Below are 14,006 nucleotides of genomic sequence, written 5' to 3' on the forward strand. Positions count from 1 at the left end.
AGGCAGCGCGGTCAGGACGTCGCCGTTTGTCTTCTGCTGCAGGACCGCAAGATATGGTATAACCCCAAAAGCCATCCATCAGGATGTAGGACCTATAGAGTTATGGCAGGTCATTCCCAATTTAAGAACATCATGTTCCGCAAAGGCGCGCAGGACAAGAAGCGTGCCAAGGAATTCGCCCGTCTGAGCCGCGAGATTACGATCGCGGCCAAGTCCGGCTTGCCGGAGCCGGACAAGAATCCGCGATTGCGCGCGGCGATTCAGGCCGCTCGCGGCGCGAACATGCCGAAGGACAATATCGAGCGGGCCATCGCCAAGGCGACCGGCGGCGACGACGGCAGCGATCTGACCGAGGTTCGTTACGAAGGCTACGGCCCGGGCGGGGTGGCGGTGATCGTCGAGGCCTTGACCGACAACCGTAACCGCACGGCGTCGGAAGTCCGGGCCGCCTTCTCCAAGCACGGCGGCAACCTCGGCGAAACCAACTCGGTTTCCTTCATGTTCAATCAGGTCGGCCAGTTGATCTTCCCGCTGGAGGTCGGCAGCCCCGATGACGTCTTCGAAGCCGCCGTCGAGGCCGGCGCGGAAGACGTGGTCAGCAGCGATGAGGCGCACGAGATTCTCTGTCAGGTCGAGGCCTTCGCCGAGGTCCGCGAGGCCTTGAGCGAGCGTTTCGGGCATCCGCGCGAAGCGGGGCTGACTTGGAAGCCGGCGAGCACGACGCCGATCCAGGACGAGGATCAGGCCGGTAAGCTGGTCCGCTTGCTGGGCGTGCTCGACGACAACGACGATGTCCAGCAGGTCGCGGCCAACTTCGAAATCGCCGACGAAGTCCTGGAGCGTCTCACCGCGTGAGCGGGACCGGGGTTTTCGTGGCGGTGCGGATGGGAAAGGGATCAACATGCGTGTGATCGGGCTCGATCCCGGACTGCGCCAGACCGGATGGGGAGTGATCGAGGCGGAGGGCAGCCGGCTCGCTCACGTCGCCAACGGCGTGGTGCGCTCCGACGGCGCGCTCGATCTCGCCCGGCGCCTGGTTCAGTTGAAGCAGGGGATCGAGGCGGTCTTCGCCGAGTTCGCGCCGGAACAGGCGGCGGTCGAGGAGACCTTGGCCAACCAGAACCCGGGATCGACGCTGAAGCTCGGCATGGCGCGCGGCGTCGCGTTGCTGGTGCCGGCGCTGGTCGGGATCCCGGTGGCCGAGTATCTGCCGATGATCGTCAAGAAATCCGTGGTCGGAACGGGCCATGCCAAGAAGGATCAGGTCGAGATGATGGTCGGCCGGCTGCTGCCGGGTTGCGAGATCGCAACGCCCGATGCCGCCGACGCCCTGGCGGTCGCGATCTGCCACGCGCACATGGCGGCGACCGGGGCGGCCTGGAGCCTGGGGCGGGCCGATCCGCTCGCGCGTCAACCCGAGTCCGGAGCGCGTCGGCGCGGACCCGGCGGGGCTCGGCGCGTGGTCGGAGGGGCCGCCTCATGATCGGTAAGCTGACCGGCCTGGTCGATACGGTTGAGGAAGACCGCTGCCTGATCGATGTGGGCGGTGTCGGCTACCTGGTGTTCGCCTCCGCCGCGACGCTGGGGCGGCTACAGGCCGGTCAGGGCGCTGCGCTGCTGATCGAGACCCACGTGCGCGAAGATCATATCCATCTCTTCGGCTTTGCCGAGCGCGGGGAACGGGAGTGGTTCCGCCTGCTTTCGACGGTTCAGGGCGTCGGCGCCCGGGTCGCGCTCGCGATCCTCTCGGTGCTCTCGCCGGATCAGCTCGCGACGGCGGTCGCGGCCCAGGACAAGGCCGCCGTGGCACGGGCCAATGGCGTCGGTCCGAAGCTGGCCGGCCGGATCGTCACGGAGCTGAAGGACAAGGCCGGCGCCCTGGTGTTCCACGGCAGCTCCCAGACTGCCCCGAGCGCCGGCGCCGCGGCCAACGGAGCGGCCCCCGCCGGTGATGCTCTGGCGCAGCGCGCCGAGGATGCGATCTCCGCCCTTGTCAATCTCGGCTACAAGCGGAGCGAAGCCTTCACCGCCGTCGCGGCGGCTAGCCGCGATCTGGGCGGCGAAGCCGGCCTGGATGCCCTGATCCGGGCGGGTCTCAAGGAGCTGGCGCTGTGAGCGATGCCCGCATGGTCAGTCCGGAGTACTCCGGCGAGCAGGACGCGGGCGGTGAGCTTTCGCTGCGCCCGCAAGCCCTGGAGGACTTCGTCGGGCAGGCGCAGTTGAGAGCCAATTTGCGTATCTTCATCGAGGCCGCCAAGACGCGCGACGAAGCGCTCGACCATGTGCTCTTCCACGGGCCGCCCGGGCTCGGCAAGACCACCCTGGCGCAGATCGTGGCGCGCGAACTGGGCGTCGGGTTCCGCGCCACCAGCGGCCCGGTGATCGCGCGCGCCGGCGACCTGGCGGCAATTCTGACCAACCTGCAGCCGCGCGATGTGCTCTTTATCGACGAGATCCATCGCCTGGCTCCGGCAGTGGAGGAAATCCTCTATCCGGCCATGGAGGATTTCGAGCTCGACATCATCATCGGGGAGGGACCGGCGGCGCGCTCGGTGCGCATCGACCTGCCGCCCTTCACCCTGATCGGGGCGACCACGCGATCCGGGCTGATTACCCGCCCGCTGCGCGAGCGCTTCGGGATCCCCTTGCGTCTCCAGTTCTACACTCCGGAGGAACTGCAGCTGATCGTCGGGCGCGGCGCCCGCGTGCTGAGCATGCCGCTCACCTCGGACGGCGCCGGGGAAATCGCCCGCCGCTCCCGCGGCACGCCGCGCGTCGCCGGCCGGCTGTTGCGCCGCGTGCGCGACTTCGCCGCCGTCGAGGACGCCGGGGAGGTCGATGCCGCCATCGCTGACGGAGCCTTGCAGCGTCTGGAGGTGGATGCCCGCGGCCTCGATGCCATGGACCGCCGCTACCTGGGGTGCCTAGCGCAGAACTATGGCGGTGGGCCGGTCGGGGCCGAGACCCTTGCCGCCGCGCTGTCGGAGCAGCGCGACGTGATCGAGGAGGTGATCGAGCCCTACCTGCTACAGCAGGGTCTGCTGCAGCGGACGCCGCGCGGACGCATGCTGACGCGCAGCGGTTTCGGCTACCTGGGGCTGGAGGCGCCGCGCGCGTTGGTCGAGCAGCTCGACCTCCTGGGCGGAGGGGATGCGCCGGAGGGCGAGGGCTCGAGCGAGGACTCGGGCGAGGAGGCGCAGGTTTGAGGCCCGACGCCGACCTGATCCCCGCCTCCGGCCGCTTCGAGGGGGGCGACCACCTTTTGCCGTTGCGGGTCTATTACGAGGATACCGACGCGGCCGGCATCGTGTATTACGCCAACTACCTGAAATTCGCCGAGCGGGCGCGCAGCGAGCTGCTGCGCCTGCTCGATATCGATCAGATCGCGCTGCGCGATCGGGACGGCCTGGCCTTCGCCGTACGGGGCGCCAGCGTCGACTACGTCAGTCCCGCACGTCTGGAGGACTTGCTGTACGTACGTTCGCGCCTGACGCAATTGGGCGGTGCGGCCCTCTCGGCGCGCCAGAGAGTGGAGCGTGAGGGGCGGCTGCTGGCGGATATCCGAGTGCGGGTCGCCTGTCTGCGTTTATCCGATGGCAGACCTGGCCGAATTCCGCCACAGATCCGCCAAACCCTAGCGCCATTTTGTCAACCGGAAACCTAGGAGCGTCCCGGGATATGGAGAACGAAGCGGTTCAGGTCATCGGCGCGGCCGCAGACGCGCACGACTTGTCGCCGTGGGGGCTTTTCCTCATGGCCGACATCGTCGTCAAGTTTGTGATGCTGTTGCTGGTCGTCGCGTCGGTATGGACCTGGGCGATCATTTTCGACAAGGGCGTGCGCCTGCGCCGGCTGCGCCGCAAGGCGGAGCAGTTCGAGGACAACTTCTGGTCCGGCGGTTCGCTGGATCAGCTCTACGATCGCCTCGGCGACAGTGCCAACGATCCGCAGTCGGCGGTCTTCATGGCGGCGATGCGCGAGTGGCGCCGCTCGAGCGCCCGGGGCAGCCGGATCGACGGTGAGCACGGCATGGCGGTGCGCGACCGCATCGAGCGCGTCATGGATCTGACGATCGGTCGCGAGATGGAGCGGCTGGAAAAGCAGATGACCTTTTTGGCGTCGGTCGGCTCTTCCGCCCCCTTCATCGGGTTGTTCGGCACGGTCTGGGGCATCATGAACGCCTTTACCTCGATCGCGGCCGAGGCCAATACCTCGCTCACAGTGGTGGCGCCTGGCATTGCCGAGGCGCTCTTCGCCACCGCTCTCGGCCTGGTCGCCGCCATCCCGGCGACGATCGGCTTCAACAAATTGAACAGCGATTTGACTCGCTACGGTCAGCGGCTGGAGTCCTTCGCCGGCGAGTTCTCGTCGATCCTTTCCCGGCAAATCGAAGAAGCGGCTTAACCTCATGGCTGCGACCTTGATGAAGCGCACGCAACAGAGCGCTGCCCACCGCCGCCGGCGCGGCCGCTGGTCGCCGATGAGCGAGATCAACGTGACTCCCTTCGTCGACGTCATGCTGGTGCTGCTGATCGTCTTCATGGTGACCGCACCGCTGCTGACTGTCGGCGTGCCGGTCGATCTGCCCCAGACCCAGGCCCAGAACATCTCGGAACCGGTCGAGCCGCTGGTCGTCACGGTCGACGCCCAGGGCGCCGTCTACGTCCAGGAAACGCCCGTCGAACTCGGCGTTCTGGTTCCCCGTTTGGTGGCCATCACCGAGAACAATCCGGAGACGCGAATCTACATTCGCGGCGACCGCAGTCTGCAATACGGAACCGTGATGCAAGTCATGAGCACGATCAACGCCGCCGGTTTCTCGCGCGTCGCCTTGATCGCCGAGTTGCCGCCCCCGGAACCGGTGACCGAGTAGCCACGGCCGGCACGACGACTTGCAAGACGACAGGGAGCCTTCTCCAACGTGACTCTCGCGGAGCAAACCGCACAGGAAGGGAACAGGATGACCGCCGCGCTGCTCGGCTCGGTCGCCCTGCATCTCGCTGTCGTGGGTTTGGCCGTGGTGGGGCTGCCGCGTTTGAGCGATCCGCCGCCGATCGCGCCCGTCTTTTCGGTCGACCTGGTGAGCGTGGACCAATTGGCGGAAGCGGCGGCGCAGGCGGATGCGGAACTGGCCGGCGTGCCCGGGGCGCCGCAAGCCGAGCCGGCGGAGAGTCCGGCCGAGACCGCCGAACCGCCGCCGGTGCCGGAGGCCGCTCCGACGCCGCCGCCCGAGCCCACCGCGCCGCCCGAGCCCGAGCCGACCCCGCCGCAGGCCGCGGAGGCGCCGACGCCCCCGGCCGCGGATGCCGTACCGCCGCCGGAGCCAGCACCCCCGCCCGAGCCGGCACCGGAGCCCGAGGTGGCGGCCGTCGAACCCGAAGAGCCGGAACCGGCTCCCGAACCGGAACCACCGGCAACCGAGGCGCAGCCGGCCGAGCCGGAGACGGCTCTGCTGGCCGATGTGACGCCGCCGGTTCCCCAACGCCGTCCGCAGGTCGCCGAGCGGCCGGAGCCGGAGCCGGAGCCAGAGCCCGAACCGGAAGAGCCGCCGCAGGATCGCCTGCAGTCGGTCCTGCGCAACGTCCTGCAGAACCGGGAAGAGCCGCAGCCGCGCCAGACTCAACAGGCCGCTCGCCCCGGACCGGGCAACGCCCTGCCGTCCAGTGCGGAAGTTAACCAACTGGGCCAGATCATTCAGAGCAAGATGGCCTACTGCTGGCGCTTCGATCCCGGTGCGCGCAATGCCGAGGAGTTTATTGTGGTCATGAACATCGAACTGACCCGCGAGGGTTTTCTGATCGGCGAGCCGCGCTTCGAGGATCCCGGCCGGTTGAACAGCGACCGCTTCTACCGCGCCGCGGCCGAGAACGCCCGGCGCGCGATTCTAGACTGCGCGCCCTACACCGAACTGCCGCAGTCCCAGTACGACATCTGGAAATCCATCCGCCTTCGCTTCGACCCCCGGCAGATGTTGGGAGGATAACTCTGTGATCTCAGTCCGCCGTTTTTCTTTTGCACCTTTCGCCGCCAGCAACCCGCTGCGCTCCCTCTGCGTCGCCCTCGGCGCGGTTTTCGGTCTCGGCTCGGCCGTCGCGCCGGCCCAGGCGCAGCTCACGGTCGATATCGTTCAGGGCTTTGCCGAGCCCCTGCCGGTCGCCGTGACCGACTTTCACTCGGGGAGTCCGGAGCAGGCGCAGCTCGGCGCCGATATCGCCAAGGTGATCTCCGACAACCTGGCGCGTTCGGGCCTCTTCGTGCCGATCGACCAGCGTGCGTTCATCCAGGATGCCGCGAGCATCCAGAACGGGCCGCGCTTCGCCGACTGGCGGCTGATCAACGCCAAGGCCCTGGTCGGCGGCGGCGTGGAGATCACGCCGGACGGCCGCCTGCGCGTCTTCTACCGTTTGTGGGACGTCCTGGCGGAACGGGAAATGACCGGCTTGGGCTACACCACGACCCAGTCGAACTGGCGGCGCATTGCCCACATCATCTCCGACGCGATCTACAAGCGCATGACCGGCGAGGACGGCTATTTCGACACCCGCCTGGTCTATGTCGCCGAAAGCGGGCCACAGGACCGCCGGGTCAAACGGCTGGCGATCATGGATCAGGACGGGGCCAACCATCAGTTCCTGACCGAGGGCCAGCACTTGGTTCTGACGCCGCGCTTCTCGCCGACGACTCAGGAAATCACCTACTTGTCCTACGAGAACAACAGGCCCCGAGTGTATTTGCTAGATCTTCAAACCGGGCGCCGGGAGGTCTTGGGGGATTTTCCGGGTATGACTTTCGCGCCGCGGTTTTCCTCTGACGGCAATAAGGTCGTTATGTCGATGGCCGATGCTGGGAACAGTGATATCTACACGATGGATCTGCGGACCCGACAGGTTCAGCAGCTCACCAGGAGTCCGGCGATCGACACCTCGCCCTCCTATGCGCCCGACGGGTCGCGCGTGGTCTTCAACTCCGACCGGGGCGGGTCCCAGCAGCTCTATGTCATGAACGCCGACGGCTCCGACGTGCGGCGCATTTCCTTCGGCCAGGGCCGCTACGCGACTCCGGTCTGGTCGCCGCGCGGCGACCTGATCGCCTTCACGCGCATGCATCAGGGCACCTTCTATATCGGTGTGATGAAGCCGGATGGTCAGGGCGAGCGGATGCTGGCGAGCGGTTTCCTGGTCGAAAGCCCGACCTGGGCGCCGAACGGCCGGGTGATGTCTTTCTACCGGACCGAGCGGGCGACGTCGCAAGGTCAGCAGCGCACGCGGCTCTACACAATCGATCTGACCGGGTTCAACGAGCGGGAGGTGATTACACCCCTCGATGCGTCCGACCCGGCCTGGTCGCCCTTGATTCCATGAAACCCTCGTCGATATATTGCAGCGCGCTCGCGCGGAACGGCGCGATTCGGCAGTGGGGGCATTGTCTAGCCGAGTCTGATCCCGTAGCTAACCTCGTGGGCGGCTGCAGGCGATCAACAGAGAAGAGGTGGTTCGGGCCAACATCCTGGAGCCCGAACAGCAACTAAGGGGATTCTCGCAATCATGAAGCTCAAGTACGTTTTGATCGCAGCGGCAGCGCTGGTGCTTACTGCCTGCGAAAGCGCTCCCGAGGACCAGGCCAGCCCGACCACGGGAGCCAACGCTGGCGGCAGTTCAACCGTAGGCGCGCCGACCGATCAGGTCGTCGCCGGATCGCGTGAGGATCTGGTCCAGCAGGTCGGCGACCGGGTCTTCTTCGGATTCGATTCGGCCGAGCTCAGCTCCGATGCCCGGAACACGGTCGATCGCCTGGCGGCCTGGATGCAGCAGAACCCCACCGTGAGCCTCACGGTCGAAGGTCATGCGGATGAGCGCGGCACCCGGGAATACAACCTGGCGCTGGGCGAACGCCGGGCCAGTGCGGTGCGGCAGTACCTGATTGCGCTGGGCATCGCCCCGACGCGTGTCGGTACGCTCAGCTACGGCAAGGAGCGTCCGGCCGTTCTGGGATCGAACGAAGCGTCCTGGGCGCAGAATCGCCGAAGCGTTTTCGTCCCGGGCTGACGCTCCGGATCCGACCGCAGATGAGCAAAGCTGGCGGTTCGGCCAAGATACGGTCGTGAAGGATGCCCGCTGCCGGTCCTCGGCGGCGGGCGTTTTTCTGCCGCAATTTGGTCAAAGTGACCGTGGATTTTTAGAAGGCGCCTGAGGATCGGCGTGGGTGGAAGCGCGGCCTTGCAGCCGCCCCCTCGTCGTCGCCGGGCGCGACCGGCGAATGATCGCCGGAGACGACAACCCTGGAAAGCCGTTCCGCCATGTCCTTCCTTCGTTTCGTCCCGATCCGCCGGTCTTGCCTGGTGGTGGCGGCCCTGCTGATCTCGGGTCCGGCGCTTGCGTCAGAGTTGACCGACGAGTTCACCGACGAGTTCGCCCTGGCGCGAGCCGAGGTATCCGGCTTGAACGCGGCCGTGGCGGAGGTGGTAAGCGAACGCCGTCTCCTGGCGACCCAGCTTGCCCAGGCGACGGGCCTCAACGCTGCTCAGGCCGCGCAGTTCGAACGCCGGCTCTCCGGTTTGGAAGCCGAGTTACGCCGGATCACGGGCCGTCTCGAGGACGCGAACTTCGGCGTTCGCCAGCTCCAGCAGCGGATGGAGCGTTTCGAGTCCGAAACCAAGGCAAGACTGCTGCGCCTCGAACAGGGGCAGCCCTCGGCGCCCCCCCAGACGCCAAGCGCAACCTACACGCCGCCGGACGGCTCCGGCACGACGGTGCTGGGAAGCGCCGGCGCGACGGCGCCCGATACCGCAGCCGTCAGCACACCCGCCGGCGGCGTTGCGGGCGGTCAGGCAGGCGATCAGACCGGACGCGGCCAGCCGGGGCCGTTACAGCCGCGCACGCTGGGAACGATTTCCGATCAGGACCTTGCGGCTGCGCGGCAGGGGGCGGCGACACAACAGGGGGCGGCTTCCGGCGGCGTGGGAACACAGCAGGCGCTGGCACCGACGCCGGCCCTCCCGAGCGACGATCCTCAGGCGGCTTACAACTCGGCCTTCGAGCTATTGCGCCGGATGGACTATCCAGCGGCGGAGTCCGCCTTCGGCCAGTATCTGACGCTCTATCCGGAGAGCAATCTCGCCGGCAATGCCAAGTACTGGCTGGGTGAAACCCACTACGTGCGCGGGGACTACGAAACCGCCGCCGTGGTCTTCGCCGAGGGCTATCAAAGCTACCCCGACAGCGGCAAGGCACCGGACAATCTGCTCAAGCTTGGCATGTCTCTATCCAATCTGGGCGCCACCGAGGATGCCTGCGCGACCTTCTCCGAGCTGCAGAGCCGCTACCCCAATGCCGCACCGACCGTCCTTCAGCGCGCTCTCCGGGAGTCCCAGCGACTCGGCTGCAATTAGCGCGGGAATCCGTCCGAAGACGGATCTCCCGGCCGACCCCGACGGGGATCCCGCGACCGCTTCGGCGCGCGATCTTGTGATCGGCGCCGGGGAGGCGGCGCGCCTGTTCGACGCTTGCGGTCCCTTCGAGCCGCGGCCGCAGATCGCCGCGGCGGTTTCCGGTGGACCCGATTCCCTCGCCTTGGCCTGGCTGTTGCAGCGTTGGCTGAAAGCGCAGGGTGGCAAATTGCTCGCCTTGATCGTCGATCATCGTCTGCGCGCCGGATCGGCCGAGGAAGCGGCCGGCGTCTCGGCGCATCTCACGCGTCTGGGGATTGCGAACCAGGTCCTGGTCTGGGGCGACGAGGTCGGCGTCGCGACAGGATCTCAGGCCGCGGCCCGCGAGGCGCGCTATCGGCTCTTGAACGAGGCCTGCAGGACGGCCGGGATCTTGCATTTGATGCTCGGCCACCATCGCGACGATCAGGTGGAAACCCTTCTGCAGCGGGCGGATTCGGGCAGCGGTCCGGACGGATTGGCGGGCATGCCCGCGATCTCCGAGCTAAGCGATCTCAGGCTCCTGCGCCCCTTGCTGACTCAGCCGAAGGTGCGTCTGCTTGCGACCTGCCGCACCGCGGCGCTGTCTTTCGTGGAGGATCCGAGCAACCAGGACGTCCGTTTCGCCCGCAGCCGCCTGCGTGCACGCACGGCGGATCTGGCCGAAGCCGGTCTGGAGCCGGTCCTGCTCGCCGACCTGACGGCGACCGCCGGCCGGTTGCGCGCTGCGACGGAAGGTCGTGTCGCCGCGCTGCTGGCGGAGGCGGTTTCGCTGCATCCGGCCGGTTTCGCCTCGCTCGAGCCCGCTTTGGTCGCGGCGCCGGACCCCTTGGCGCTGCGGGCGCTCGCGCAAGTGCTGGCCTGCGTCGGCGGCGGCGGATGGCCGCCGCGCGCCGCCCGGACCCAGCGCGCTCTGGAAAGCCTTCGGGCGCGGCCGCACCGCCCCATCACCCTCGGCGGTTGCCGCCTGCTGGCTTGGGAGGGGGGGTGGCTGGCGGTCCGCGAACCGCGGGCGCAGATCTCGCCCCTCGCGCCGGGTCGAAGCCTTCATTGGGATGGCCGCTTCGCGGTGGAACTGCGGGCCGGGGCACCGCCGGGCCTGACCGTCGGCCCGCTCGGCGAAGCCGGCTGGCTGGCCCTGCGGACGATCTCGCCGGCGCTCAAGGCCGTTGCTTTTCCCCGGCCCGTGCGGATCTCCTTGCCCGCGCTGTTCGACGGCGACGCGCCTCTGGCCGTGCCGCAGCTGGCTTTCGCGCGGACGGGCTGGGATCCGGACCTCTTCTCCTGCCGATTTCGCCCCTATCGCGCCTTGACCAAGGGGCGCTTCCACGTGCCGCAGTCGGTCGCGGTGGACGATTTGGGGACGAGCTTTACAGTTGCTTAGCGCTCGGGGCACATTATGTAGCTCTGACGGGTCTTCGCTGGAACCTCGCGCAGACCCTGTCGACGAAGGGAATGCGACGTGAATTTTAGCCGAAATGCCGCCCTCTGGATCATCATAATCCTGCTTCTGTTCGCGCTGTTCAGCCTGTTTCAGGGCTCGCCGGGACCGAACAGCAGCTCTCAGGTGGCCTATTCCACCTTCCTCGACCGGGTCGAGGGCGGCAACGTTCGGGACGTCACCATTCAGGGACGCCAGATCGAGGGCACCTACAACGATGGGACGCGCTTCTCCACCTATGCGCCGGAGGATCCGGGCATGGTCGAGGGGCTGCGCAACAATGGCGTGCAGATCAATGCGGCCCCGCAGGAGTCCGCCTCGCCCCTGCTGCAGATCCTGATTTCCTGGTTCCCGATGCTGCTGCTGATCGCCGTGTGGATTTTCTTCATGCGTCAGATGCAGGGCGGCGGCGGCAAGGCCATGGGCTTCGGCAAGTCGAAGGCCAAGCTGCTGACCGAAAAGCAGGGACGCGTGACTTTCGACGACGTGGCCGGCATCGACGAAGCCAAGTCGGAACTCGAGGAGGTCGTCGACTTTCTGCGCGATCCGCAGAAGTTCCAGCGCCTCGGCGGCAAGATCCCCAAGGGCATGCTGCTGGTCGGGCCTCCGGGCACTGGTAAGACCTTGCTGGCCCGCGCCATCGCCGGCGAAGCCAACGTTCCCTTCTTCACGATTTCGGGATCGGACTTCGTCGAGATGTTCGTCGGTGTCGGTGCCAGCCGCGTGCGCGACATGTTCGAGCAAGGCAAGAAGAACGCCCCCTGCATCATCTTCATCGACGAGATCGATGCGGTCGGCCGTCATCGCGGCGCCGGCCTGGGCGGCGGCAACGACGAGCGCGAGCAGACTCTCAACCAATTGCTGGTGGAGATGGACGGCTTCGAGGCGAATGAGGGCGTGATCCTGATCGCCGCCACCAACCGCCCCGACGTGTTGGATCCCGCGCTGCTGCGTCCTGGCCGTTTCGACCGTCAGGTCGTGGTGCCGAACCCCGACATTCTGGGCCGCGAACGGATCCTGCGCGTGCACATGCGCAAGGTGCCGCTGGCGCCGGACGTCGACGCCAAGGTCATCGCGCGCGGCACGCCGGGCTTCTCGGGCGCCGATCTGGCCAACCTGGTCAACGAGGCGGCGCTGATCGCGGCGCGGGCCGGCAAGCGGGTGGTGACTCAGAACGACTTCGAGAACGCCAAGGACAAGGTCATGATGGGGGCCGAGCGCCGCTCGATGGTGATGACCGAGGACGAGAAGGAACTGACGGCCTACCATGAAGCCGGACACGCTCTGGTCGGCCTCTTCGTCCCGGGCAACGACCCGCTGCACAAGGTCACCATCATTCCGCGCGGCCGTGCTTTGGGCGTGACCATGAACCTGCCGGAGCGGGACCGCTACGGCTACAAGCTGTCGGAGATCACGGCCAAGCTGGCGATGATGTTCGGCGGCCGCGCCGCCGAAGAGATCATCTACGGCAAGGAGAACGTTACCACCGGTGCCGGCAACGATATCCAGCAGGCCACCACTCTGGCCCGCCGGATGGTCACCGAGTGGGGGATGTCCGAAAAGCTCGGCCCGCTGCGCTACAACGAAAACCAGGACGAGGTCTTCCTGGGCCATTCCGTGGCGCGGCAGCAGAACATCTCGGAGGCCACCTCGCGGCTGATCGATGAAGAGGTGCGCCGCATCATCGACGATGCCGAACGCAAGGCCCACGAGATCCTCAACGAGCACATGAACGATCTGCACCTTCTGGCGAAAGGCTTGCTCGAATACGAAACGCTCGGCGCCGAGGACGTGCAGAGCGTCCTGCGCGGCGAGACGGTCGACCGGAGCGATCCGAACGACAAGCCGCAGCAGCCGAGCGGCGGACGGCGCTCCTCCGTTCCTTCCAGCGGCCGACCCAAGGACAGCGGCATCGGCCCGGAACCGGAACCGGCTCAGTAGCGTTCGCCTCCAGACGATTTGGTCGCGCCCCCGCTTCACGGCGGGGGCGTTGCCTTTTGCAGCGCAGGTCGAGCCGGTTTGCGGCCGTGGCCACGGTAGTTTCCCCGCCCCATGAGTTTAGACCCCTACATCCTCCCGACCGCTCTGACGTCGCAGCCCTTGCACGGCGGTCTCTCCGTCGCCGGACGCCTCCATGCGGCCGCGATCACACTGCTGCATCGGGACAGGCCCGATGAAACGCTGTCCCCCCTGGATTTGCCGCCGGGGCTGGCAGCGCGCGCTGAACTGCTATCCGCCCCGCGCCCGGCCTTCGCCGGTCTCTCGTTGGAACGGCCGCTCGTCATGGGCGTGATCAACGTGACTCCCGACAGCTTCTCCGATGGCGGCGACCGTCTGCGGGCCGAGCAGGCCATCTCGGAGGGGCTCGCCATGGCCGACGCCGGCGCGGCTATTCTCGACGTCGGCGGCGAGTCGACCCGGCCGGGCGCGCAGCCGGTCCCGGTGGCGGAGGAACTGCACCGGGTGCTGCCAGTGATCGAAGCCTTGGCTGGCCGGGGGCTGGCCGTCTCGGTCGACACACGGCGGCCGGAGGTCATGCGCGCGGCGGCGGCGGCCGGGGCGAGGATCCTGAACGACGTCACGGCGCTGACCGGCGATCCGGAGAGTCTGGAGACCGCGGCGGAGCTTGGCTTGCCCGTGGTGCTGATGCATATGCAGGGCGAGCCGCAGACCATGCAGCGGGCCCCGACTTATGCCGAGGTGGCGCTCGATGTCTTCGATGCGTTGGAGGGCCGGGTGGAGGCTTGTCTGGCGGCCGGCATCCCGCGTGAGCGCCTCGCGGTCGATCCCGGGATCGGGTTCGGCAAGACGCTGGCGCACAACCTCCATTTGCTCGACAACCTGGCATTGTTTCATGGCCTCGGCTGCCCGCTGCTGCTGGGCGTGTCGCGCAAATCCTTCATCGCCAAGCTGATGCCGGACGAGGGGCCGCCGCCCAAGCAGCGCTTGCCCGGCAGTCTGGCTGCGGCTCTCGCGGGCGTGCAGCGCGGCGCTCAGATCCTGCGGGTCCACGACGTGGCCGAGACCTGTCAGGCGCTGGCGGTGTGGCAGGCGATCGCCTCCGCCGACGGCGGGAATTTTCCCTAGGGCCGCGGTCTTTGCTATAAGCCAGCCTGAATTCGTAGAATCGGAGTTTTTCAA

Annotated in this window: 14 protein-coding genes; all 14 read left to right on the top strand. The window is 67.4% G+C overall.

Annotation, left to right across the window (positions count from 1 at the left end):
- Nucleotides 1-102: 102 nt before the first annotated feature.
- Nucleotides 103-855 carry a YebC/PmpR family DNA-binding transcriptional regulator gene (locus DBZ32_RS17935; RefSeq protein ID WP_119168614.1) on the top strand — a complete coding sequence of 251 codons (753 nt, stop codon included), beginning with the start codon at nt 103-105 and terminating at the stop codon, nt 853-855.
- A 46-nt stretch (nt 856-901) separates the two neighbouring features.
- A complete protein-coding gene (gene ruvC, locus DBZ32_RS17940; protein WP_119168615.1) occupies nt 902-1,483 on the top strand; it encodes a crossover junction endodeoxyribonuclease RuvC in 582 nt (193 codons plus the stop codon).
- Nucleotides 1,480-2,115 (top strand): Holliday junction branch migration protein RuvA, encoded by a 636-nt coding sequence (gene ruvA / locus DBZ32_RS17945; protein ID WP_119168616.1) that lies wholly within the window; start codon nt 1,480-1,482, stop codon nt 2,113-2,115. The genes ruvC and ruvA overlap by 4 nt, the downstream gene beginning before the upstream one ends.
- 11 nt (nt 2,116-2,126) lie before the next feature.
- Nucleotides 2,127-3,206, top strand: a complete 1,080-nt coding sequence (gene ruvB / locus DBZ32_RS17950; protein ID WP_119168877.1) for a Holliday junction branch migration DNA helicase RuvB — start codon at nt 2,127-2,129, stop codon at nt 3,204-3,206.
- Nucleotides 3,203-3,664 (top strand): tol-pal system-associated acyl-CoA thioesterase, encoded by a 462-nt coding sequence (ybgC, locus tag DBZ32_RS17955; protein WP_119168617.1) that lies wholly within the window; start codon nt 3,203-3,205, stop codon nt 3,662-3,664. The genes ruvB and ybgC overlap by 4 nt, the downstream gene beginning before the upstream one ends.
- A gap of 14 nt (nt 3,665-3,678) precedes the next feature.
- A complete protein-coding gene (gene tolQ / locus DBZ32_RS17960; protein WP_119168618.1) occupies nt 3,679-4,404 on the top strand; it encodes a protein TolQ in 726 nt (241 codons plus the stop codon).
- A 4-nt stretch (nt 4,405-4,408) separates the two neighbouring features.
- On the top strand, nt 4,409-4,873 hold the full coding sequence (tolR, locus tag DBZ32_RS17965) for a protein TolR (RefSeq protein ID WP_235830261.1): 465 nt from the start codon (nt 4,409-4,411) through the stop codon (nt 4,871-4,873).
- Between the two features lie 87 nt (nt 4,874-4,960).
- Nucleotides 4,961-5,983, top strand: coding sequence for a hypothetical protein (locus tag DBZ32_RS17970; RefSeq protein ID WP_119168619.1), 1,023 nt, complete (start codon nt 4,961-4,963; stop codon nt 5,981-5,983).
- A gap of 7 nt (nt 5,984-5,990) precedes the next feature.
- Nucleotides 5,991-7,361 carry a Tol-Pal system beta propeller repeat protein TolB gene (gene tolB / locus DBZ32_RS17975; protein ID WP_119168879.1) on the top strand — a complete coding sequence of 457 codons (1,371 nt, stop codon included), beginning with the start codon at nt 5,991-5,993 and terminating at the stop codon, nt 7,359-7,361.
- A gap of 183 nt (nt 7,362-7,544) precedes the next feature.
- On the top strand, nt 7,545-8,045 hold the full coding sequence (gene pal / locus DBZ32_RS17980) for a peptidoglycan-associated lipoprotein Pal (RefSeq protein WP_119168620.1): 501 nt from the start codon (nt 7,545-7,547) through the stop codon (nt 8,043-8,045).
- A 251-nt stretch (nt 8,046-8,296) separates the two neighbouring features.
- Entirely contained in the window at nt 8,297-9,388 is a 1,092-nt protein-coding gene (gene ybgF / locus DBZ32_RS17985) for a tol-pal system protein YbgF (RefSeq protein WP_119168621.1), read from the top strand.
- On the top strand, nt 9,327-10,808 hold the full coding sequence (gene tilS / locus DBZ32_RS17990; RefSeq protein WP_162906825.1) for a tRNA lysidine(34) synthetase TilS: 1,482 nt from the start codon (nt 9,327-9,329) through the stop codon (nt 10,806-10,808). The genes ybgF and tilS overlap by 62 nt, the downstream gene beginning before the upstream one ends.
- A gap of 78 nt (nt 10,809-10,886) precedes the next feature.
- Nucleotides 10,887-12,806 (top strand): ATP-dependent zinc metalloprotease FtsH, encoded by a 1,920-nt coding sequence (gene ftsH / locus DBZ32_RS17995; protein ID WP_119168623.1) that lies wholly within the window; start codon nt 10,887-10,889, stop codon nt 12,804-12,806.
- Nucleotides 12,807-12,917: 111 nt separating this feature from the next.
- Complete coding sequence (folP, locus tag DBZ32_RS18000) at nt 12,918-13,952, top strand: dihydropteroate synthase (protein WP_119168624.1); 1,035 nt, start codon at nt 12,918-12,920, stop codon at nt 13,950-13,952.
- Nucleotides 13,953-14,006 lie beyond the last annotated feature (54 nt).

Origin of the sequence: Algihabitans albus (genome assembly GCF_003572205.1) — a bacterium.
Taxonomy (GTDB): Bacteria; Pseudomonadota; Alphaproteobacteria; order Kiloniellales; family DSM-21159; genus Algihabitans; species Algihabitans albus.

Bases quoted from the DNA above. Each gene is read 5' to 3' on its own strand.
- ruvB (WP_119168877.1), top strand. From the start codon at position 2,127: ATGGTCAGTCCGGAGTACTCCGGCGAGCAGGACGCGGGCGGTGAGCTT.
- ybgF (WP_119168621.1), top strand. From the start codon at position 8,297: ATGTCCTTCCTTCGTTTCGTCCCGATCCGCCGGTCTTGCCTGGTGGTG.
- tolR (WP_235830261.1), top strand. From the start codon at position 4,409: ATGGCTGCGACCTTGATGAAGCGCACGCAACAGAGCGCTGCCCACCGC.
- ruvA (WP_119168616.1), top strand. From the start codon at position 1,480: ATGATCGGTAAGCTGACCGGCCTGGTCGATACGGTTGAGGAAGACCGC.
- pal (WP_119168620.1), top strand. From the start codon at position 7,545: ATGAAGCTCAAGTACGTTTTGATCGCAGCGGCAGCGCTGGTGCTTACT.
- DBZ32_RS17935 (WP_119168614.1), top strand. From the start codon at position 103: ATGGCAGGTCATTCCCAATTTAAGAACATCATGTTCCGCAAAGGCGCG.
- tolQ (WP_119168618.1), top strand. From the start codon at position 3,679: ATGGAGAACGAAGCGGTTCAGGTCATCGGCGCGGCCGCAGACGCGCAC.
- ruvC (WP_119168615.1), top strand. From the start codon at position 902: ATGCGTGTGATCGGGCTCGATCCCGGACTGCGCCAGACCGGATGGGGA.
- tilS (WP_162906825.1), top strand. From the start codon at position 9,327: ATGCCGCACCGACCGTCCTTCAGCGCGCTCTCCGGGAGTCCCAGCGAC.
- DBZ32_RS17970 (WP_119168619.1), top strand. From the start codon at position 4,961: ATGACCGCCGCGCTGCTCGGCTCGGTCGCCCTGCATCTCGCTGTCGTG.
- folP (WP_119168624.1), top strand. From the start codon at position 12,918: ATGAGTTTAGACCCCTACATCCTCCCGACCGCTCTGACGTCGCAGCCC.